Below are 21,891 nucleotides of genomic sequence, written 5' to 3'. Positions count from 1 at the left end.
GGCACCCATGACCATCGGAACCAAAACATGTCTGGGTGTTCTGGTTCTGATGAGCGCCCTCGCGCCGACCACCGCCGCCGCACGGCCCTGCACCACTGATGAGACGGTCCTGCTGTCCTGCACCGTGGAAGAGGGCGCGCGGACGCTGAACCTCTGCCTTGCTGGCGACACGCTGCACTACGCGTTCGGCCCCAGCAGCGGCGCGCCGACACTGGAAATGACCCGCATATTCGAAGATGTCGCCTACACACCATTTGGGGGCACAGGCGCCACCATTTACGAAAATGTGACGCTCTATAACGGCAATTACGGGTACGAGATGTTCACCTCATCCCGCCTGCGCATTGATCCCGATGCGACGGCCGAAGGCGGGATCATCGTGCGGCTGCCCAATGGCGACACCCAGACGCTGACCTGCGATGCGGGCACGGTCGAGCCCAACAACCCGTTTGACGGGATCGGGGTGCTGGCGCGGCTGACGGGGGACGGTCAGGATGACCCGCTTGGCTATTGTCTGGAACGGCTCAGCCCCACTGACCCAGCCAGCACCTGTCTGGGTCGCCTGTGGGAACGGGACGTGACAGTCGCAAACTGCGATCCGGTGACTGACGATGCGAATTGCTGGGGGCCAGAGGCGGCAGCATGGGAGGCACTCCTCACCACCCGATTTGCGGCGGCACTGGCCTATCTGCCCACGCGCATGGACGCGACCTATATCGAAACGCTCAAGGTGGCGCAGGATGCCTGGACGATCAGCCGCAACCTCGATTGCGAAATCTACGGGCCAAACCCCTTTGCGGGCGACGGTGGCAAGGCCGAATGCCTGGCACAATACGCCGCGGATAGGGTGACGTTCCTGCAAGACATCATCAGCCAGGCAGAATTCGACGGCTGAACCCTCAAGCCACCAACATCCAGACCGCCACGCCCGCCAGCACGATCCCAAACACAGCGTTCAGCCGCCGCGCGCTGTCCGCACTCCGAAACCCCGCCGCAATCGCATCGCCCATCAGCGCCCAAAGCGAAAACGCCACCAGATTGTTCAGCGTAAAGATCGTGGCGATCACTAGCACTGCCGCCACCTGCCCAACCTGCGAGCCCTCCAGAAACTGGGTGAACATCAGCGCCATGATCACGTAGGCCTTGGGGTTCAGCACCAATAGGAGCGCGCCATCGACAAACCGCGCCGGACGGGCAGCGCCTTCATCCTTCAGCACGCTGGACCGGAACATCTTCCACGCGATCCACAGCACATAGAGCGACCCGGCGATCTTGAGGATATCGAACACCTGCGGAAACCGCTCCATCACGGCCAGAAAGCCAAAGCCGATCCCCACGGTCACCACCCATGTCGCCAGATGATAACCCGCATTGGCAGGCACCGTCGCCCGAAACCCGAACCGGGCACCATTGGCGGCAAAGAATAGGTGCCGGGACCGGGGCTATAAGCCAGCGGGAACAGGAAAATAACAAGGGCAGCAATGGTTTCGAACATGGGACGACTCCGCGAATGCTCATCATCAGCATGCGACCGGCCGCCCCGCCAAGCGACCCGTTTCCTGCGCATTAACCCGTCGGCTGTCCGCACACCGCCAATCACAACACTTGATTTTGAACAAAGCCCCGTTTAACCCAACCCAACGCAAACCCTTTGCCCCGTGAGAGAGCCATGTAACGCGCAGCGACATAACCTGAACCTTCAACCCACCCTGACGGGATGGGCTGTTTGTTATGTCCAATTCGGGCGGCCCAATCGCTCCAACCTCTCGTGAGATACCAATGACACTGCTGAAATACCCGCGCACGCGGCATATCGAAGGGTCGCGGCTGCAAACCGGTGACCTGAAGGATGACAAACCCATCGCCGAGTTGCGCGATGCCCACCTCACCATCGAAGAAAAGGTGGACGGGGCCAATTGCGCCATCTCATTCACCGACGGGCAATTGATGCTGCAAAGCCGTGGGCATTACCTGACCGGCGGTTACCGCGAACGGCATTTCGACATGCTCAAGACATGGGCCAATGTGCATCTGACGCGGCTGCAGGCCGTGTTGGGTGCGCGCTATGTGATGTATGGCGAATGGATGTATGCCAAGCACACTGTCTTTTACGACCAGCTGCCGCATTACTTCATGGAATTTGACGTTTATGACCGGGAAACCCGCTTGTTCCTGTCCACCGCCGCCCGGCGCGACCTGCTGACAGACCTGCCCATCATGCCGGTGCCGGTTGTGCATGACGGGGCCATCCGGACCGCCGCAGACATTAACAACCTGATCAAACCCTCGCTTTACAAATCAGCCAACTGGCGGGATGCGCTGGACAAGGCCGCCGTCGTCTCTGGCAGCCGCGCCGATTTTGTCGCCAGACAGACCGAAGACAGCGATCTGGCCGAGGGGCTTTATATCAAGGTCGAACCAGCGGGCAGCGTGACGGAGCGCTTCAAATATGTGCGCCACGATTTCCTGCAAGCGATAGAAGCGTCCGAAGGCCATTGGCAGGACCGGCCCATACTGCCGAACCAATTGGCAGAAGGCGTGGATATCTTTGCGCCTGTGCTTGGGGTGAAAGGGGCCTATGATGAAACGGCCTGACTTTGCGTATCTGCTAACCCTTGTCCCACAGGCCCCGGGCTGGCAGATCGACTGGCCTGCCATCTGGGGGCTCTGGCCAGAGTTCGCCGCCCTCGACACCTGCCCGCAGGACCCGATCCACCATGCTGAAGGCGATGCAGGCACCCACACCCGCATGGTGGTCGAGGCACTGGTGACCCAACCCGACTGGCGCGCCCTGCCGGATCCAGACCGCAGCATGCTGTTCTGGGCCGCCTGTCTGCATGACATCGGCAAGCCGGGCACAACCAAACACGAAGAGGACGGCCGGATCACTTCGCGCGGACATTCACGTCTGGGGGCGTCCATCACACGCGGGGTCTTGCGAGAGGCACAGGTGGATTTCCACTGGCGCGAGGCGGTCTGCGGGATCATCGCCAAGCACCAACTGCCCTTCTGGCTGATCGAACGGCCCACCCCGGAACGGCTCGCCATCGTCACATCGCTCACCTGTCGGCCCGATCTACTCTGCTTGCACGCACATGCGGATGCGCTCGGGCGTATTTGCGCTGACCAGCAGGCGGTGCTGGACAACGTCGCATTGGCGCAGACCTGCTTTACCGAGGCCGGGTGCCCAACAGGCCCCTTCCCCTTCGCAAATGCCGAAAGCCGCCTTGCCTTTCTGGAACGCGACGACCGGGACCCGCATTATGCCGCGCAAGAGGATTTCCGCTGCACCGTCCATGTCATGTCGGCCCTGCCCGGCACCGGCAAAGACACATGGATCGCCGCCAATCTGCCCAACCTGCCCGTCGTCAGTCTCGACGCGATCCGCGCCGCGACAGGCACCGCCCCTACCGACAATCAGGGCGCGGTCATTCAGGCCGCCTATGAACAGGCGCGTGTGCATCTGCGGGCAGGACAGGATTTCGTCTGGAACGCCACCAACATCACCGCCCAGACCCGGGCCAAGGTGCTGCGGCTCCTGCGCGACTACAGCGCACGCATTCACCTGATCTATCTTGAGGTGCCACCAGACCAACTCACCCGGCAAAACGCCAACCGCTCTGCACCCGTTCCAAGCGGCGTCATCAGCGATCTGGCACGCAAACTGGAACCGCCAACCAGCCTGGAAGGACACGACGCGACGTTCATCGTCTCGTAGGGTGGGTGATGTCCCCCACACTGTGCAAACCCTAACACCCGTTAACAAACCCCACCGTGCGCCCCGTTAACCCCACCAAACGCCGCCAAAAGGTCCGACGTTTTGCCGACGCAAATCCGACGCGATGCCGACCGGGCATTTCCCAGAAAAATAAGGCGTTAACCCTCGATTCGCTCGAAATCGAAAAAACCACCGTACGGTGGGGGGTGAGCGGCGTCCCGGAAACGGTCCAGTGGACCGTTTCAGCCGCGAACGGGCGGAGCCCCGACGACGCAACACCCGCCAGCAGCCGGAGTGACACCGAAAAAACACCCTCGGCCGGTTTGGGAAAAATAAATGAAGAAATGCCCGCATCCCTCTGCTAAACTGCAAAAAAAACCAAAAACAGAGCAGGCAAAATGAACAAAACACTGATGGCGAATGATCTGCGGGAAAAGATCATCGCGAACCCCAATGTGCTGTTGGAAGATGCTGACGTGATGCGCGCCCTCGTCGGTGCCAATGACGATAATATGGGCGTTAATATCGTTGATCTGCGCTCCATCGCCATGGAACGGCTCGAAGCGCGGTTCGACCGGCTGGAAGACACCCATCGCAACGTGATCGCCGCAGCCTATGACAACCTTGCGGGCACCAATCAGGTCCATCGTGCGATCCTTCGGATGCTTGAGGCCGATACGCTTCCCGCGTTTCTGTCCGCACTGACCGGTGATGTCGCCGACATCCTGCGCGTGGATACCATTCGTCTGGTACTGGAAAGCGAAACCGGCGAGGACCTCGCCGATTTAGGCCCAGCCGTGGTCGTCATGCCCGAAGGATTTGTTGATGGCTACGTCACCCTTGGCCGCAATGTACCCGTCCGCCCAGTGACCTTGAGGGCCACGCAAAAGATCAGCAGCGCGCTTTACAATGGGCAAAGCAAGGACATCCTGTCAGAGGCCTGCCTGCATCTTGATCTGGGGCCTGATCACCTGCCCGGCATGCTGGTCATGGGGGCCGAGGACGCGGCCCAGTTCACGCCGCAGCAAGGTACTGACCTGCTTACATTTTTTGCCGGTGTGTTCGAAAGGGCCATGCGCCGCTGGCTGACCGCTGACCGGTGATCGCCCCGGCACTCACTGACGCGCTTGCCAAATGGCTCGACCATCAGCGGGCACTGGCGGGTGCTGCGGAAAACACGATCAAAGCGTATCAGACCGATGTGCTGGGCTTTCTGTCTTTCATGACCCAGCATCATGGTGACACACAGGGCCTTGGCCCGATCGCCAAAATCGGTGTGCGCGATATGCGCTCATGGATGGCTCATGAACGGGCGCGTGGCGTTGGCGCGCGGTCGCTGGCCCGCTCATTGTCAGCCGTCAAATCCTTCTATCGTTGGCTGGCAGAGCGTGAAGGGTTCGAACCCACCGCCGTCCTGTCCACCCGCGCGCCGAAGTTCCAGAAAAAACTGCCCCGCCCGCTCGAGGTGAGCGCGGCCAGCGCCATGATCGACACGGTCGAATTGCAGGCGCGCGAGCCATGGGTCGCGGCCCGCGATGCGGCTGTTGTCACCCTGCTTTATGGGTGCGGGCTGCGGATATCAGAGGCACTGGGCTTGATGGGCCGCGACTTCCCCTTGCCAGAGGTGCTGCGGATCACCGGCAAGGGCGGCAAGGAGCGGATCGTGCCAGTCATTGACGCAGCGCGTGACGCGGTTGCGACCTATGTCCGGCTTTGCCCTTACCCGGTCGAGGCGGACGCCCCCTTGTTCCGGGCCATCTGCAGCGGGCCACTGCGCCCCCGCGCGATCCAGAAGGTGATGGAACAGGCCCGGATGCAACTTGGCCTGCCAGCCACCGCCACCCCACATGCGATGCGCCACTCCTTTGCCACGCATCTTCTGTCAGCCGGGGGCGATCTGCGCGCGATCCAGGAGTTGCTCGGGCACGCATCTCTGTCGACCACACAGGCCTATACCGCCGTTGATGCGGCCCGCCTGATGGAGGTTTACGACAAGGCCCATCCAAAGGCCTGACTGACACAAACCGTCACGCCAATGTGTCGCCTTGTGACTAGGTGGACCGGCGCATCGGTGTCAGTATCCATTTGCATACCAATACATCGCGCATAGGATCAGCCATGAAACTTCGTTTGACAATTGCCGCCCTTGCCACCGTAACCGCAGGTGCTGCTGCGGCGCAGGACTGCACCGCATATACCGCCGAAAGCTCTTTCGATCTGGAAGAGCCGGAAATCCTCGCCTTTTATGACTGCCTGAAGGATCAGATGGCCGAAGGCTATGGTGCAGAAGGCGACCCGGTCGGCAGTGTCTACCGTGACTGGGCGGTGACATCCACGCGCCCCGCCGTCGCCGGACCGCATGGTGAGCGTCTGTTGCAAACCTTCGCCAATGATATTGCCGCCGATCAATATCTACAGTTCGCCGAGGAAGGGTTCGTCATGCCCGCCGGTTCGGTTCTGGCCAAGGAAAGCATCACCCTCAGTTCACAACGCGGGGCTGCGCGGCCGGGGCCGCTCTTTATCATGACCAAGCTTGATCCTGGCGCCGCCCCCGACACCAATGATTGGCTTTATGCGGGTGTGCAGCCCAATGGCAAAGTCATGAATGTCCAGCAATCGTTCTGCCATGATTGCCACATCGCATGGGACTACCGCGACATGCTGGCCTACCCGCTGGAGGAAGTCCGCATCGGGCAATAGACGCATCATCGCCACGGTTGAAAACCCGTCAGCCATGCTGGCGGGTTTTCCTTTTGCATCCGGCGCGGTCATGGGTCATGACAATCCGATGACATTGCGTGCCAAAGCCCTTTTCGTTCACCTGCTCACTGCCAGCGGCGCCGTTTTTGCGATGCTCGCCATGCTGGCCGCCGTCGAAGAAGAATGGAGCCTGATGTTCCTGTGGCTGGTCGTGGCCTTTGCCGTGGATGGCATCGACGGGCCGCTAGCACGCAAATACGATGTCAAATCCAATGCGCCTGCCTTTGACGGGGTCCTGCTGGATCTGATCATTGACTACCTCACCTACGTTTTTGTACCCGCCTATGCGCTGTTCAAATCCGGGCTGCTGCCAGGCTGGACGGGGTGGCTGGCGATCATCATCATCACCTTCACCTCGGCGCTTTATTTCGCCGATACACGGATGAAAACCAAGGATAACTCATTCTCCGGCTTTCCCGGCTGCTGGAACATGCTGGTACTGGTCATCTTTGCGCTGGAGCCGAATTTCTGGGTTTCCCTCGCCTTGGTCAGTATCCTTGCCATTGCGATGTTCGTCCCCGTCAAATTCGTTCATCCTGTCCGCACGGAGCGCTGGCGGATGCTGACGCTGCCGACAGCACTCGCCTGGACATTCTTTGCCGGTTGGGCCGCCTGGGTCGATTTCTATCCCGATAGCTGGGCCCATTGGGGGCTGGTGGTGACATCCGTCTATCTGCTTTTTGCCGGGGCCGCGCAGCAGCTTATGTATGGCAGCGATGGCTAGAGCCGGGTCAGGACGACCCCACCCACGATAAGGGCTGCGGCAATCGCCTTGGTCACCCCCAACCTTTCGCCAAACCAGACCCAGCCGATCAGCACCGCAAACAGGATCGACGTTTCGCGCAAGGCGGCAACCAGTGCAATCGGGGCAACCGTCATTGCCCAAACGGCAATCGCATAGGCGCCATAGGATGCCCCTGCCGCCAGACTGCCCATGACCCATGCCCGCCGATCCGCCACCAGCACCGCCCGCCCGCGCAAGGCCAGGCAGATCGGTGTGAAAAACAAGGCATCCAGCGCAAAAAGCCAGCCCACATAAGCGGTTGCGTCCCCAGACACCCGCGCACCCAATCCATCCACCAGCGAATATCCCGCCGTTGCCATGGCCGACCCGATGGCAAGGGGGATCAACCGGCGGCTTTCGCCAGACGAAAACACCCCTTGCGCCATCGTCAAAATGCCGAGGCCCAGCACGAACACCCCCAAATATTCCCACAGCAGGATCACATCCGCCAGAAACAGAGCCGAGATCACAACGACCATCAGTGGCGCTGCCCCGCGCGCGATCGGATAAACCCGGCTCAGATCGCCCTGTTCATAGGCGTAAGCCAGAAACAGTTTATAGGCCGAATGAAACACGCCAGAGGCCAAAAGCCACAGCCAGACCTGCGCGTCCGGCCACGGACGGCTCAGCGCGATGATCAGGCCCGCGCCACCCTGTACCAGCGTCAGGATCAGCATGCCGGTCATTTTCGACGCGCCCAGCTTAATCAGGGCGTTCCATGACGCATGCAGAAATGCAGCCCCGAGCACGGCCAGAAATACCCCGATTGTCATGATACCCGCCCTAACGGCCTGCTTTCGTTTGACACACAATGCATCGGCGCAATAGCTTTTCAAAGCGCCCAATTCTCAAACCCGTTGTGAGTTTCATGAACATTGAACGCCGTACCCTGCCCTTGAATGCACTACGGGCGTTTGAAAGCTTTGCGCGTCTGGGCACCATGGCCGCTGCAGCCCGGGAACTGGGCGTGACCCATAGCGCGATCAGTCGCCAGATCGCACAGCTTGAACATCTGCTGGATACGCGGCTACTTACGGGGCCACGCAACCTGCGTTCAGTGTCGCCAGACGGTATGACACTGGCACGCCGCACCGGCGAAGCGCTGGATCTGATCGAGGATGGGCTGCGCGCGCTAGCCCCCACTCCGGGTATCATCGACCTGTCCTGCCTTGGAACACTGGCGATGCGCTGGCTGATCCCGCGTCTGCAGGATTTCCAGCATCGGCACCCCCTGCTCAAGGTGCGCCTGACCACCGATGACGCGCCAATCGCCCGCCTGAGCGGACCATCAGATGTGGCCATCCGTGTCGGGCCGCTGCCTGCGGATGACAGCCTGACCATCACACCGCTGATACCTGACGCGACAGGCCTCGTCGCCGCCCCACAACATGCATGGCTGTTCGACGTGCCATCGCTGATCCCGCCCGGCATCCCGCGATTGGCGACCCGGACTCGACCGAACGCATGGACGGATTGGTGCGCAGCACAGGGTCTTGGGCCGCCCGACGACGACGTGACCTGGTACGAACATTTCTACTTTCTACTGCAGGCGGTCACATCCGGCCTTGGCATGACCGTCGCGCCCGAGGTTCTGGTGCGCGACGATCTGGCGGCGGGAAAATTGATTGCACCACACGGCTTTGCGCCAAACGGGCATATCTATCACGCGTTGACGCACCCGCGCGCGACGCCAGAAGTCATCTTGTTTGTCGATTGGCTCTCTCGGCTCGCCCACAACTGACCCCACCGTCAGATCAACAACCCTGCCGCCCCTTCCAGCCGCAACAGGGTCACCTTCGCCTCGATTCCCCCAACGCCGGAATACCCGCCCAATCCGTTTGCTGCCAAAACCCGGTGGCACGGGATCAGGATCGCGATCGGGTTGGCCCCACAGGCCTGCCCGATGGCCTGCGCCGACACACCCAAATCCGCCGCCAGATCGCCATAGGTCCGGGTTTCGCCATAGGGAATGGCACAAAGGGCCGCATAGAATTCCTGCTGGAAGGCGCTGCCGCGAGGTGCGAGCGGTACGGTAAATTTCTTCAAATGGCCGGCAAAATAGGCCGCCATCTCATCACGCAATAGCTCGTGCAACGCCCCTTGGGTCAGCGTCCCACCACGCCCCCAGATCAACCGCGTAATGGCACCGTCCTCGGCGTCGACCCCCAACGGACCAACCGGCGACGCCTCACAAATCACGGCTTCAAGCCGCGCACGGCCATCATCGTCGCGGTCATTGTCGCAACGGTCACAGCCGCGTCGCCATCGAGCGCAACGGCACGGCCTTCGGTAAAGGTGAGCGTCCGGCCCGATTTGACCACCTCCCCTTCAAACCGGAACTGCGCGCCCTTGGCCGGGGCCATGAAGTTGCATTTGAACTCGACCGTCAGCACCTCGGCCTCGGCCTCCATCAGCGTGAAGGCGGCAAAGCCGCAGGCACTATCCATCCCTGACGTAATCACACCGGCATGCATAAACCCATGATGCTGACTGAAATCCGCATTGAACGGCATCTCCAGCACCACTCGCCCCGGAGCAACGTCCGCCACCGTAATCCCCATCGCCGACATGGCCCCCTGCCTGGCGAAATCGGCCCGCATCCGGGCCACGGCATCTGGATTGCGAAACTCTGTCATATCGGATCTTCCCATCAAACTCCTGCGCAACCTAGACTGACGCGGTGATGGCCGCCAAGCCCCTTGGTTTTGGCCAGCCCACTCCCTAGATCAATGGGCAGGAGCCTTGCCACATGTATCACTTCTCACTGCTCGACCTGTCGCTCATCCCTGAAGGCCACAGCGCCGCTGATGCGCTAGCAAATTCCGTTCAGCTGGCACGCGCGGCAGAGGCCCAAGGATATCACCGCTACTGGCTGGCCGAACATCACAACATGCCCGGCATCGCCAGCGCTGCCACGGCGGTGGTGATCGGCCATGTGGCCGCGGCGACGAAAACCATGCGGATCGGCGCCGGTGGCATCATGCTGCCCAATCACGCGCCGCTGGTCGTGGCCGAACAGTTCGGCACGCTGGCCACGCTTTATCCCGACCGGATTGATCTTGGCCTTGGCCGTGCCCCCGGCACCGATATGGCAACAGCCCGCGCACTGCGGCGGCATATGGCGCCCGAAGACAGCTTTCCACAGGATGTGACGGAACTGCTTGGCTATTTCGGTGATGCGCTGGGCCGGGTTCAGGCCATTCCGGGGCAAGGCACACATGTTCCCGTCTGGATCCTCGGCTCCAGCCTTTACGGCGCGCAATTGGCGGCCCAACTGGGCCTCCCCTATGCCTTCGCTTCGCATTTCGCCCCGGCTGCATTGGAAGAGGCAATTGCGATCTATCGCCACCGCTTCCAGCCCTCGCAATGGCTGGCGCAACCCTATGTCATGATGGCAGCAGGTGTCTGCGCGGCAGACACGGATGACGAAGCCGCCTATTTGCGGACCTCGCAACAACTCGCATTTGCAAGGCTGCGCACAGGCAAGCCGGGCAAACTGCCAAAGCCCACGCATGACCTTTCGCAAGAGATCCCACCGCAGGTCCTCGCGCAGGTCAACGCCGCCCTCAGCTGTTCGGCCACCGGCGGACCAGACACCGTCAAATCGCAGTTGAAATCGCTTCTGGACACCTACCAACCGGATGAACTGATCATCACAGGCATGATCCATGACAGCGCCGCGCGATTACGGTCGTTCGAGATTGCTGCGGATATTTTGACACGGCTGCAAACCCGGTCAGCCGCAGCCTGAGAACGGCCCTGCATTGATACCGGGCCGCTCGCTCAGATCGCTTAGCTCAACGCTTCATCACATCGCGCGCACACACCCGCATGAGTATGCGTGCCCACATCCGGCAGGATCTTCCAGCAGCGCTGGCATTTCTCACCATCCGCGCGGGCAAAGACCACGGCCACATCCGCCACGTCATCCAGCCGGAATGCATCCGCTGGTGCCGCGTCGGTAGACACCGTGATGTCGGACGTGATGCACAGATCATCAAAACTGACGGTCTGCAAAACTCCCGCCGCCTCGGGCGTCACATAGACGGTCGGTGCCGCCTCAAGCGACGCACCGATGACTTTATTGGTCCGCTCCACTTCCAAGGCACCTGTCACCACACGACGGACCTTGCGCACGGTGGCCCATTTTGCCGCAAGTTCTGCGTCAGACCAATCCGCTGGCGTTTCTGCGAAATCCTCCAGATGGATAGAGCTGTCATCGCCCGGGAACCGTTCCAGCCAGACCTCTTCCATGGTGAAAGTCAGCATCGGCGCCAGCCATTTCGTCAGCCGATGGAACAGGATATCCAGCACCGTCCGGGCCGCGCGGCGCCGGGCCGTATCGCCGTCGCAATACAAAACATCCTTGCGGATATCGAAATAGAACGCCGACAGGTCTACCGTGGCAAAGGTAAAGATCGCCTGGAACACGCCCTGGAAATCATACTTGGCGTAGCCTTCCCGCACCTGCCCGTCCAGTTCGGCCAACCGATGCAGCACCCAACGCTCCAGTTCCGGCATCTCTGCCGGTTTGACCCGATCGGACTCACTGAAATCGCTCAGCGAGCCGAGCATGAATCGCAGCGTGTTGCGCAACCGGCGATAGCTGTCGGCGACCCCTTTCAGGATTTCGTCACCGATCCGGTGGTCGTGTTTGTAGTCCGTCGTCGCCACCCAAAGCCGCAGGATATCGGCCCCGTATTGCTGCACCACCTGCGCGGGCTCGATGGTGTTGCCGAGCGATTTGGACATCTTCTCGCCCTTGGCATCCAGCGTGAACGCATGGGTCACCACGGCGCGATAGGGCGCATGGCCGATCGTGCCGCAGGCCTGCAACATCGAGGAATGGAACCAGCCACGATGCTGATCGGTGCCTTCAAGATAAACATCCGCCATCCCGTCCTCGGACCCGTCTTCGCGGTCGCGCAGCACGAAAGCATGGGTCGAGCCGCTGTCGAACCACACATCCAGAATGTCGAACACCTGATCATAATCGTCGTGGTTCACATCGTTCCCGAGGAACCGTTCCTTGGCCCCGTCCTTGTACCAGGCATCCGCACCTTCCTCTTCGAACGCGGCGAGGATGCGGGCATTCACGGCTTCGTTGCGCAACAGGTAATCCGGGTCGGTCGGCTGCGCCCCTTTCTTGACGAAACAGGTCAGCGGCACGCCCCAGGCACGCTGGCGAGACAAGACCCAATCCGGCCGCGCCTCGATCATGGAATAAAGACGGTTGCGGCCCGTCTTCGGCGTCCAGGTCACGAGCTCGTCGATAGAGCGCAAGGCCCGTTCGCGGATGGTCGTGCCATAAGTATCCTGCCCATCGCCGACAGCTTTATCAACGGCGGCGAACCATTGCGGTGTATTGCGGTAGATCACAGGCGCTTTGGAGCGCCATGAATGCGGATAACTGTGTTTGATCACACCGCGTGCGAACAGACCATCAACCTCAGCCAGTTTGGCGATGACCGCGGTGTTGGCATCACCCTCCCAAGGATTGGTCTTATTCTTCTTGTTCGGCTTTTCGCGCATGATCTTCGTGCCGCCGAAAAACGGCAGGTCAGGACGGAAAGACCCGTCTTCCAGCACGTTGTAGGTGATCACCTGCTGCAACATGCCCAGATCGCGATAGAGCTCGAACTCCTCCATACCGTGCGACGGGGCACAGTGAACAAAGCCCGTGCCTTCATCATCCGTGACAAAGTCAGCGGCGCGGAAATCACGCGGATCGTCCCATTCGCCGTTTGAGCCTTCAGCGCCTGACAGCGGATGCTTCAAAATCAAACCTGATAACTCGTAAGAGGTAACGCTACGCACGCGCTTCCACATTGTATTGTCTAGCCGCGCTTTGGACAAACAGGCCTCAGCCAGTGCGTCAGCCAAAATGAAGCGTTCGCCCACCTCAACCCAACACTCCTCAGGAACACCTGTGACCTCGTAGAGCCCATATCCAATGTCATCCCCGAATACGACTGCCTTGTTTGAAGGCATGGTCCATGGTGTTGTCGTCCAGATTACAACCGAGGCGCCGATGAGCTCCTTTGCCGATTCAACAAGTTGACTCTTTCGTTCGTCAATCTTCTCGCCAGCAGCCGCAAGAAGTTGATCCAATTTGTCTTGAGACATATCGCCGTCACCTGCGCGTGTCGAACTAGCCATCGCGCCGGGCCTGACTTTGTCAGCGTCTACTGCGTGAACCGGAAACTTCACCCAAACGGTAAAGCTCTCCTTATCCGCATACTCAACCTCCGCTTCGGCCAGCGCGGTCTTCTCCACCGGCGACCACATCACGGGCTTCGACCCTTGATAGAGCGTGCCGTTCATCAGGAACTTCTGGAATTCCTCGGCGATCACCCGTTCGGCGTGGAAATTCATCGTCAGATACGGATCGTCCCAGTTGCCGGTTACACCCAGACGCTTGAATTCCTCGCGCTGGATATCGACCCAGCCTTCGGCGAACTTGCGGCATTCTTGCCGGAAGTCGACCACATCCACATCGTCCTTGTTGCGGCCCTTGGCGCGGTACTGTTCTTCGATCTTCCATTCGATGGGCAGTCCGTGACAATCCCAACCCGGCACATAGCGAGCATCGCGGCCCATCATCTGCTGGGACCGGACGACCATATCCTTGAGGATCTTGTTCAGCGCGTGGCCGATATGCAGATGGCCGTTGGCATAGGGCGGGCCGTCATGGAGGGTGAACGGTTTGCGCCCCACGGCCTTCTCGCGCAGCTTCTCATAAACCCCGATCTGCGCCCAGCGGGCCAGCCAGTCGGGTTCACGCTTGGGCAGTCCCGCGCGCATCGGAAAATCCGTGCGCGGCAGGTTCAGGGTGTCTTTATAGTCGGGTGTTTCGGCGCTCATCTCGGGCGTCCTTCAGGCAATCATATCAAAAAGGGAAAGCGGAGCGGTGCGCAATCGCAGACACCTTTTCCCGGCCGGTCCGTGGTTCAGACCGCCGGGCAACTAATGCGTATGATCATCAGGCTCAACATGAGCGCGCTTATAGGGCCACGACCCAAAAGGGTAAAGCCTTCGCTTTCGACTTCTTTCTTCCAAAAATACTCCCGCCGGAGGCTCCGACAGGTCCGCCCGCACAACGCTTAGACGATGCCGGGCGCGCTCGTCTGTCAGTCCTGCACAAATTCCCAGACCTTGGAAATCACAACCGACCCTTCGCCGACAGCAGAGGCCACGCGTTTCACCGATCCGGCACGCACATCGCCCACCGCGAAAATACCGTCATGCGACGTCTCATAAGGTGTCTCCCGTCCAACCGCCTGCCCGGTCAGCACAAACCCTTTGTTGTCGAGCTTCACAAGCCCCGACAGCCAACCGGTATTGGGGGCCGCACCCACCATGATAAAAGCCGCACGCGCATCAATCTCGCGGGTCTCGCCCGCCGCTTTGTCGCGCACGGTGACACGTTCTAAGTGGTCCCCGCCGTGCAGGCCCGCGATTTCGGTCTGATAGTGTATCGTGATCGCCGGATCAGCCTCCAACCGCGAGAGCAGGTAGTCCGACATGGACGACGCCAGGCTTTCACCCCGCACCAGCACATGCACATGGCGGGCCGTGCGCGACAGATACATCGCCGCCTGCCCGGCCGAGTTGCCACCGCCCACGACAATCGCATCCGTATCGCGGCAATAGCGGGCCTCCACATCCGTTGCGGCATAATAAATGCCGACGCCTTCGAAATCTTCCAGCCGGTCGATGGGCAGACGGCGATATTGCACGCCTGTCGCCACAACAACGGCCTTGGCGCAGACCTCCTCACCATCATCCAAAGTGGCGCAGAACACACCGTCATCGCGCCGTTCCAGCGCCCGCACCCGGCGGGGCACAGCAAACTGCGTGCCGAATTTCATCGCTTGCACCTCACCCCGCCAGACCAGATCGGCCCCGGAAATGCCCGTCGGGAAGCCCATGTAATTCTCGATCCGGGACGAAGTACCGGCCTGTCCGCCGATGGTCAGATCCTCGACCACCAGCGCGCACAAGCCTTCAGTCCCCGCATAAACGCCCGCAGCCACACCGGCTGGCCCGCCGCCAACGATCAGGACGTCAAAGACACGGTCGTCGCGCACGGCCATATCAAGACCCAGCAAGGCCGCAATCTTGGATGGGGTCGGATCTGAAACGACATCGTATTTCCCAAAGATCACAGCAGGCTTGGCCGCGCCGATATTACAGGAATGGGCCACCGCCTCTGCCTCATGTTCGCCCAGTGTCAGGCTCCGGAACGGAATGCGGTTGCGGCCCGCAAAGGCGGCGATCTGGCGGATCTTGCGGTCTTCTTCGGCCCCGATCAGGGTCAGGCTCGCCTCGCCGCTTTCCAACAGCCGCCGGCGCCGGGCGGCAAAGACCGTGATAACAATGTCCGACATTTCAGGGATGCGGCCCATCAGCTCCAGCATCGGCTCGCGCTCTACCGTGATAATCCGGGATTTTTCGATACAGCGTGCGCCCATCATCGCCTTACCTGCCGACAGAAAGCTGATTTCACCGAAAAACTGGGTGGGGCCCAGATACGCATCGCCATAGCGCCCGCCGGTGCGGGGATCAACGGCCTCGACCCCGCCATCCACCACGTAATGAAATGTCTGGGCAGGTTTGCCATATTCCTGCAGCGTCTCGCCAGCCTCCCAGTCCCGTTCAACGCCGATCTCGCGTAGTGCTGCGACGTGGCTGTCATGCAAAGGGGTGCGCACCATGGTGGCAAGGTCTTGGGCAAGGCTTTCCATCAATGTCTCCTGTTATTGAACAGTTCAGATAGGGCTGAAATCGGAAATGTTAACGGCAATAAGGGCCGCTGCGATATCTGGCGGTGTCAAAATGGAAATGATCGCGATGAAACCTGTTCGCTTCCGGCCCCAATACGGTGCCAAAGGGCCCACAGGCCGCCCGCCACATCTGGCGTAGCCGCCCCCCGTCACGTGCCGTGCCCCAATCGGTCAGCACCGTAATCTCGCGCCCGCTGCGCAGCCGGATCCCCGCAATGTCAATCGCGCGGCCCTTGGCGTGTTCGGACAAACGCCCACTGGTCGCATTATTGCGATTACGGCAGGCATAATGAGACACCACGCGCAGGCCAGCCACGCCGCCGCCCTCACCGCCAACCGCCGGGATGGCACCGCGTTCGACCCAGCGTTTCAGCGCGGCGGCAGTCCGGCAATCCATCGTGGCCTGCGGCGTCAGCGTGATCCCCGCGACCGAACGGACCCGGACGGCCTGATCAATCCCGCAAGCGCCTGCACCATCCACACGACCAATGGACTGCCCCTGAATGGCAACATCACCACAGACCTGACCGCGCAGACGCGCCAGCCGCCGTTCCTCTGCTGCCGCCTCAATGGCTGCCGTGCGGCGGACAGGCCGCATGGATGTTGCAAGAGCGTAGGGGCTGAAAGCGAATAGCCCTTGTTCGGCCCGGTTGATCGCGCGAGTCCGCGCGCCATGGGCCAGATCGGGGCGCGGGGCCGGGCGTGCGACGGGTCGGATCACCGGCCCGGCGTCCTGCGATCCGCGGGCAATCGGACGGATCACCAGCGCAGGTGCCTCTGGCACCGCGCGGGCGTTGGGCCGAACCGATCCATCAAGCTCCTGGGCCGCAGCCGTGCCTGCCAACAAGGCCAGCACAATCGCGACCGCCCGGATCAATCGCCCTTCGCCTTGATGCGGCCAAAATCCGGGGCGTCGGTATCCTGCCCCGCCTCGATAATCCCCCGGCGGATGGCGCGCGTCCGGGTGAAATACTCATGCAGATGATCGCCATCCTCTTGCCGGATGGCGCGCTGCAGCGCGAATAGTTCTTCGGTGAATCGCCCCAGAATCTCCAGCGTGGCGTCCTTGTTGTTCAAAAACACATCCCGCCACATCACCGGATCAGAGGCCGCGATGCGGGTGAAATCCCGGAAACCGGCAGCGGAGTACTTGATGACCTCACTATCTGTCACGCGGCGCAGATCGTCGGCCACACCAACCATCGTATAAGCGATCAGGTGCGGCGTATGGCTTGTGACAGCAAGCACCAGATCATGATGCTCAGGGTCCATTTCCTCGACCAGCGCGCCCATGCCCTTCCACAAGAATGTCAGACGATCTATCGCGGCGGGGTCGCTTCCCTCCACCGGCACGATGATGGTGTAGCGCTGCTCGAACAATTCTGCAAAGCCGGATCGCGGCCCCGAATGCTCGGTCCCGGCCAGCGGGTGTGCGGGAATAAAGTGAACGCCATCAGGTATGTAAGGCCCGACTGCATCAATCACCGTGCGCTTGACCGACCCGACATCACTCACCGTTGCACCGGGTTTCAAGCGCGGACCGATTTCGCGCGCGACAGCTTCCATCGCACCAACGGGCACGCAAAGCACAACCAGATCAGCGCCGTCTACTGCGTCGACGGCGCTTTCAGCCACGCGATCACACAGGTCGATCTCGCGGGCGATGGCGCGCGTCTCTGCGGACTTCGCATAACCCACGACCTCACCGGCCAGCCCCGCGCGGCGCATCGCCAGCGCCATGGACCCCGCGATCAGGCCCAGCCCGATCAGCGCCACTCGTTCGTAGATCACCGCCATCAAACGGCCCCCTTGAACTGGGCCACCGCGTGCACCACCCGACGGCAGGCACTTTCGTCGCCCACTGTGATGCGCAGGCAATGGGGCAATCCGTAACCGGCGACCTGCCGCACGATGATCCCTTCACTGCGCAAATGCGCATCGCACGCCTTCGCTTCGGCCTCATCAGTAAAGCGGGCCAGGACGAAATTCGCGGTCGAGGTGTCGGATGGCACGCCCAGTTCGGCCAGTGCCGTCGCCATCCATTCGCGCCACTTGGCATTCTCGATCCGGCATTTTTCGGTATGGTCAGTATCACGCACAGCGGCTTCGGCGGCGGCAAGGGCAGCCGCAGACAGGTTGAAAGGCCCCCTGATCCGGTTGAGCACATCAATCACCCGCTGCGGGCCATAGCCCCAACCAACACGCATCCCCCCCAACCCGTAGATCTTGGAAAATGTCCGGGTCATGACGACATTCTCGCGGGTCTCGACCAGCGATTTGCCCGCGTCGAACCCGTCGACATATTCAGCATAGGCCCCGTCCAGCACCAGCAAGGCTTGTGGCGGCAGCCCGGCGGCCAAACGCGCAATCTCGGCCGCGCCAACCATCGTACCTGTCGGATTGGCCGGGTTGGCGATGAATACCAGCCGGGTCTTGCCAGTGCAGGCAGCCAGAATGGCATCCACATCCACAACGCGCTCATGTTCGGCAACGACCACAGGGGTGGCGCCACAGGCATGGGCATAGATCGGGTACATCGAAAACCCATGCTCGGTGAACACAATCTCGGTACCCGGCCCGGCATAGGCCTCTGACAGAAGCTTGAGCACCTCACCAGACCCCACCCCGCAAAACACGCGATCCGCATCGACGCCCCAGACCTCGCCAATGGCCTGCCGCAGGGCCGCGTGATTGGTGGGTGGATAGCGGTGCAGATCATGGCTGGCCCGCACGACAGCTTCTTTCGCCGCATCGCTGGGCCCCAGCGGGTTTTCATTTGATGACAGCTTGAGCACATTGCGCACCCCATCCAGATGGGACGCACCACCCTGATATAGCGCAATCTCCATGATGCCGGGTTGCGGTTGAATGCCGTCAGCCATGTACCAGTGCCTCGTCTCGTTTGGCCCGTTCTATCGCCCTGTCCGGGCGGTGACCAGTACCAAGGCGCCGGACCGCATTTTGTCTGATAGCAGTGTGTTTTTGGCAAACCCGCGAAAGCCGGCCAGCGCATAACGGCACAGACTGGCAACATGACCAATCAGATACACCTGACCCGATCCTATGACGCGATTGCCACGCGATGGCGCAGCAAGATCGAAGGCTTGGGATACGCCGCCGCCTATCGCTGGCTGATCGACCAGACCGGGCTGCAAACGCAAGATGCAAGCGTGCTGGACGCAGGCTGCGGCACCGGCGATTTCACCCGCGCGCTGATCGAGGTTGCAGGCATTCCCAAACGCGTGACCCTGCTCGACCCCTCGGCGGAAATGGTGGCGACTGCGCAGCGTTCGCTGATCCATATCGCGCCAGCGGTGCGCCCTGTCACCGCCGGTCTCGAAGAGGTCCAGCCCGATGCATATGACATCGTGCTTTGCGCCCATGTGATCGAGCATTTTTCAGATCCGGTTGCGGCCCTGCAACTTCTCAAATCCCAGCTCGCGCAAGGTGGCAAAATGCTCCTCGTGGTCAGCAAACCTCATTGGTGCAACTGGATCATCTGGGTGCGCTGGCGACACCGGATGATCAAACCCCGACACATGCTCCAGTATCTGAATGCGGTCGGACTGACCTGTCTTTGGGATGCAGGCTTTCCCGCTGGGCCACCCAGCCGCTCCAGCCATGCCTATCTGATTCAACATATGAAAGACCCATCATGATCCATGTCGAAGTCAATTTCACCGTCGCCTCCGCTGACCGCACCGCCGCCATCACCTGCCTGACTGATGAGGCGCCGCAGATGCGCGCCCTGCCCGGCAACCGCGCGGTGCGCGTCCTGACCGACCCGGGCGACGAAGGCGCGATCACCCTACTGCACCAATGGGATGATCTGGCAAGCCTTGACGCCTATCGCGCTGGCCCACTTTTCGCCGCAGTCGGTGGCATCCTGCGCCCGATGATGATCGGCGCGCCCAGCACAATGGTTTATGACGCCCGGCCCATCGGCTAATCTGGTGTCATGTCCGACTTGCCCGCCTTTTGCGTCTACCGCGACTTCCCGCCAGAGGCGGGCAAGACCGTGCAGTTCGACCGGCATTACCTACTCTATGCGGCCAAGGGTACCATGCGGCTGCAAGCGGCGGGACGCGCATGGACATTGCCACCCGCACGCGCGGCGCTGATCGCGGCCGACGCGCCCATCACGCTGGATATCGCCACAACGATCACCTGCTGCTCGGCCCTCTTCGCCCCAGCCCATTACGACGCCCCGGCAGAACCGCTGCGCGTTCTCGATATGTCACCGCTGGCCCGCGAACTGATCCTCGCCTGCCGGGCCCATGGGCCAGACGCAGCAGCGCTTGATGCCGATGGCAAGATGCTTTTCGACACGCTCTACATGCTGGCAACCCGCGCCGCCGCAATGCCCAACGCAATGTGGATGCCAGTAGGGCAATCCGTGCCCGTGCAAAAGGCGCTGACCCTGACAGAGGCACGCATGGACGAGCCGGTCACATTCAGCGACATCGCCACCGCCGTAGGACTGACCGAAAGAACCCTCGCCCGGCGCTTTCAGGACGAGGTCGGAATGCCATGGCGGGACTGCCTGCGGCGGCTGCGGATGATCCGCGCCGTCGAGGCACTAGCGGACCCAAACAGACAAATCACGCAGATCGCGATGGATGTCGGCTACAGCTCCTCCAGCGCGTTCAACAGCGCTTTTCTTGAGTTCACGGGCCAGACACCGAGCACATTTCGGGCAGAACTTTAATGCGCGCGAGCTTCAGAAATACCGCGACGGATCAGCGATACTCTTAATGCCCAAATGAGTGGCAAGGCAAAAAACAAGAATGGCCGCATCGAGCCCAAATTTACACCTCGTCGCAAGCGCAGAAGACCCAATTGCGTACAGTTCACCATGCGTTGTTAGATGGTCGCCGTGGTCAGCTTTGTGTAGCTTTGAAACTCTAAATCGCCATTGGCGTTTGCAAATGGAGATAGAAGTTCCCGAAGCTCTTGATCAAAGCTTTTGAGGTCATTGCCCAACTTTGAAATTGCGAAGGTATCGCGAGAATGTTGGGATAAAATGAAGTCTTCGATGCTCTGGTGGAATGCGTCGGAAACGACCTCATACGTTTCATTGACATCGACATAATCGAGGTACTTCTCCCAAAACGAACGATCTTTGTTCGGATGAAATGGCTTTCCAGTAAGCTTTGGTACCCACTTTTCATGGAAGGTTTGCCAATCGCTTTCCCACGGTGGTTTATGCGCGCCATCACCTTCTATGATTGCAAAGAGATGACGCGTTTTCAGATGCTTAGACAGTTTGGCAAAGAGATCCTCATGGTTCATCCAATGGATGCTAAGGGCGGCAACGACAGTGTCGTACCGACCTGTCAACGGCGCCGTTTCCGCATAGCTTTCGACCCATTCAAGGTTCGTCGCCGCTCCAAATTCGAGCGATTTCCCAAGCGCGAGCATGTTTGCTGATGGGTCAACCGCCGTCACAGAGCTGAAGTGTTGTGACATCGGCCTCGCGATCTTGCCGTGCCCGCACCCCAGATCCAGAATGCGGCCTCGGCTAGGGGAATGACTGACAATCAGATCGTATATTTGTTGGGGGTATGGGGGGCGATAGAGATAGAGATCGACAACCTCTTCCGATTGAAAAGAAGTTCCGATCTCTTGTTTCACCTGATTTCCCAATCAAAACGATCCGCAGTTCGTCCTTAGCGCTTTAGCAGTGTTGGTTCAACGACCGCTTCGTCCTGTGTGGATGGTCCCTGCAAAGCAAGACTTTTTTCGAAGCAGTTAGCAATTTGTCAGATACGGTCTTGTGTTCGGCCTGTTCGCGCGGTTCTTAGGTCCGCTGGCCTTGATGGTTTCCGCAGATCAAGTCCCCA

Annotated in this window: 22 protein-coding genes; 12 read left to right on the top strand and 10 right to left on the bottom strand. The window is 60.6% G+C overall.

The annotated features are described in order from the left end of the window. The first annotated feature begins 7 nt into the window (after positions 1-7). Positions 8-895: a lysozyme inhibitor LprI family protein gene (locus ACFWW2_RS17815; RefSeq protein ID WP_393930222.1), complete on the top strand. Its 888-nt coding sequence runs from the start codon at positions 8-10 to the stop codon at positions 893-895. Between the two features lie 4 nt (positions 896-899). Here the strand turns inward: ACFWW2_RS17815 and ACFWW2_RS17810 are convergent, their stop codons facing one another. Then, the gene (locus tag ACFWW2_RS17810) at positions 900-1,382 is read right to left on the bottom strand and encodes a LysE family translocator (protein ID WP_393930220.1); all 483 of its coding nucleotides are present in this window, start codon (positions 1,380-1,382) and stop codon (positions 900-902) included. A 397-nt stretch (positions 1,383-1,779) separates the two neighbouring features. Between ACFWW2_RS17810 and ACFWW2_RS17805 the strand changes: the two genes are divergently transcribed. The 6 genes from ACFWW2_RS17805 (at position 1,780) to ACFWW2_RS17780 (ending at position 7,202) form a co-directional block, all read left to right on the top strand. Beyond that, entirely contained in the window at positions 1,780-2,595 is an 816-nt protein-coding gene (locus ACFWW2_RS17805; protein WP_393930218.1) for an RNA ligase family protein, read from the top strand. Further along, a complete protein-coding gene (locus tag ACFWW2_RS17800) occupies positions 2,582-3,718 on the top strand; it encodes an AAA family ATPase (RefSeq protein ID WP_393930216.1) in 1,137 nt (378 codons plus the stop codon). The genes ACFWW2_RS17805 and ACFWW2_RS17800 overlap by 14 nt, the downstream gene beginning before the upstream one ends. A gap of 398 nt (positions 3,719-4,116) precedes the next feature. After that, positions 4,117-4,821 carry a DUF484 family protein gene (locus tag ACFWW2_RS17795; RefSeq protein ID WP_393930214.1) on the top strand — a complete coding sequence of 235 codons (705 nt, stop codon included), beginning with the start codon at positions 4,117-4,119 and terminating at the stop codon, positions 4,819-4,821. After that, positions 4,818-5,732, top strand: coding sequence for a tyrosine recombinase XerC (locus ACFWW2_RS17790; RefSeq protein ID WP_393930212.1), 915 nt, complete (start codon positions 4,818-4,820; stop codon positions 5,730-5,732). Before ACFWW2_RS17795 ends, ACFWW2_RS17790 begins: the two co-directional genes overlap by 4 nt. A 104-nt stretch (positions 5,733-5,836) precedes the next feature. Then, positions 5,837-6,418, top strand: coding sequence for a cytochrome P460 family protein (locus tag ACFWW2_RS17785; RefSeq protein ID WP_393930210.1), 582 nt, complete (start codon positions 5,837-5,839; stop codon positions 6,416-6,418). 88 nt (positions 6,419-6,506) lie between these two features. Continuing rightward, positions 6,507-7,202 carry a CDP-alcohol phosphatidyltransferase family protein gene (locus ACFWW2_RS17780; RefSeq protein WP_393931437.1) on the top strand — a complete coding sequence of 232 codons (696 nt, stop codon included), beginning with the start codon at positions 6,507-6,509 and terminating at the stop codon, positions 7,200-7,202. On the opposite strand, the gene ACFWW2_RS17775 is transcribed toward ACFWW2_RS17780, so the two are convergent. Further along, positions 7,199-8,035, bottom strand: coding sequence for an EamA family transporter (locus ACFWW2_RS17775; RefSeq protein ID WP_393930208.1), 837 nt, complete (start codon positions 8,033-8,035; stop codon positions 7,199-7,201). The two genes, ACFWW2_RS17780 and ACFWW2_RS17775, sit on opposite strands and share 4 nt — an antisense overlap. Positions 8,036-8,130: 95 nt before the next feature. Between ACFWW2_RS17775 and ACFWW2_RS17770 the strand changes: the two genes are divergently transcribed. Continuing rightward, positions 8,131-9,003, top strand: coding sequence for a LysR family transcriptional regulator (locus ACFWW2_RS17770; RefSeq protein WP_393930206.1), 873 nt, complete (start codon positions 8,131-8,133; stop codon positions 9,001-9,003). Between the two features lie 8 nt (positions 9,004-9,011). Here the strand turns inward: ACFWW2_RS17770 and ACFWW2_RS17765 are convergent, their stop codons facing one another. Further along, positions 9,012-9,461 carry a methylated-DNA--[protein]-cysteine S-methyltransferase gene (locus ACFWW2_RS17765; RefSeq protein ID WP_393930204.1) on the bottom strand — a complete coding sequence of 150 codons (450 nt, stop codon included), beginning with the start codon at positions 9,459-9,461 and terminating at the stop codon, positions 9,012-9,014. Continuing rightward, positions 9,458-9,913, bottom strand: a complete 456-nt coding sequence (locus ACFWW2_RS17760; protein WP_393930202.1) for a PaaI family thioesterase — start codon at positions 9,911-9,913, stop codon at positions 9,458-9,460. The genes ACFWW2_RS17765 and ACFWW2_RS17760 overlap by 4 nt, the downstream gene beginning before the upstream one ends. A gap of 98 nt (positions 9,914-10,011) precedes the next feature. On the opposite strand from ACFWW2_RS17760, the gene ACFWW2_RS17755 reads away from it, so the two are divergent. Next, positions 10,012-11,013, top strand: coding sequence for an LLM class flavin-dependent oxidoreductase (locus ACFWW2_RS17755; RefSeq protein WP_393930200.1), 1,002 nt, complete (start codon positions 10,012-10,014; stop codon positions 11,011-11,013). Positions 11,014-11,054: 41 nt separating this feature from the next. Here the strand turns inward: ACFWW2_RS17755 and ileS are convergent, their stop codons facing one another. The 5 genes from ileS to hisC all read right to left on the bottom strand — a co-directional run bounded on the left by ileS (position 11,055) and on the right by hisC (position 18,930). Then, positions 11,055-14,126 carry an isoleucine--tRNA ligase gene (gene ileS / locus ACFWW2_RS17750; protein ID WP_393930198.1) on the bottom strand — a complete coding sequence of 1,024 codons (3,072 nt, stop codon included), beginning with the start codon at positions 14,124-14,126 and terminating at the stop codon, positions 11,055-11,057. A 266-nt stretch (positions 14,127-14,392) separates the two neighbouring features. Next, a complete protein-coding gene (locus ACFWW2_RS17745) occupies positions 14,393-16,009 on the bottom strand; it encodes an FAD-dependent oxidoreductase (RefSeq protein ID WP_393930196.1) in 1,617 nt (538 codons plus the stop codon). 49 nt (positions 16,010-16,058) lie between these two features. Then, positions 16,059-16,925 (bottom strand): extensin family protein, encoded by an 867-nt coding sequence (locus tag ACFWW2_RS17740; protein ID WP_393930193.1) that lies wholly within the window; start codon positions 16,923-16,925, stop codon positions 16,059-16,061. Next, complete coding sequence (locus ACFWW2_RS17735) at positions 16,922-17,845, bottom strand: prephenate/arogenate dehydrogenase family protein (RefSeq protein ID WP_393930191.1); 924 nt, start codon at positions 17,843-17,845, stop codon at positions 16,922-16,924. The genes ACFWW2_RS17740 and ACFWW2_RS17735 overlap by 4 nt, the downstream gene beginning before the upstream one ends. Continuing rightward, entirely contained in the window at positions 17,845-18,930 is a 1,086-nt protein-coding gene (gene hisC / locus ACFWW2_RS17730) for a histidinol-phosphate transaminase (RefSeq protein ID WP_393930189.1), read from the bottom strand. The genes ACFWW2_RS17735 and hisC overlap by 1 nt, the downstream gene beginning before the upstream one ends. 150 nt (positions 18,931-19,080) lie before the next feature. On the opposite strand from hisC, the gene ACFWW2_RS17725 reads away from it, so the two are divergent. The 3 genes from ACFWW2_RS17725 to ACFWW2_RS17715 are packed head-to-tail and all read left to right on the top strand — an operon-like array spanning position 19,081 to position 20,756. Beyond that, the gene (locus tag ACFWW2_RS17725) at positions 19,081-19,707 is read left to right on the top strand and encodes a class I SAM-dependent methyltransferase (protein WP_393930187.1); all 627 of its coding nucleotides are present in this window, start codon (positions 19,081-19,083) and stop codon (positions 19,705-19,707) included. Then, positions 19,704-19,997, top strand: a complete 294-nt coding sequence (locus ACFWW2_RS17720) for a putative quinol monooxygenase (RefSeq protein ID WP_393930185.1) — start codon at positions 19,704-19,706, stop codon at positions 19,995-19,997. Before ACFWW2_RS17725 ends, ACFWW2_RS17720 begins: the two co-directional genes overlap by 4 nt. 9 nt (positions 19,998-20,006) lie before the next feature. Then, positions 20,007-20,756, top strand: a complete 750-nt coding sequence (locus ACFWW2_RS17715) for an AraC family transcriptional regulator (RefSeq protein WP_393930183.1) — start codon at positions 20,007-20,009, stop codon at positions 20,754-20,756. Positions 20,757-20,911: 155 nt separating this feature from the next. Here the strand turns inward: ACFWW2_RS17715 and ACFWW2_RS17710 are convergent, their stop codons facing one another. Further along, the gene (locus tag ACFWW2_RS17710) at positions 20,912-21,682 is read right to left on the bottom strand and encodes a class I SAM-dependent methyltransferase (protein WP_393930181.1); all 771 of its coding nucleotides are present in this window, start codon (positions 21,680-21,682) and stop codon (positions 20,912-20,914) included. Positions 21,683-21,891 lie beyond the last annotated feature (209 nt).

The organism is Yoonia sp. R2-816, assembly GCF_046762905.1.
Taxonomy (GTDB): domain Bacteria; phylum Pseudomonadota; class Alphaproteobacteria; order Rhodobacterales; family Rhodobacteraceae; genus Yoonia.
The sequence above is the reverse complement of the archived record's forward strand: the minus strand, read 5'-3'. Positions and strand labels throughout refer to the sequence as shown.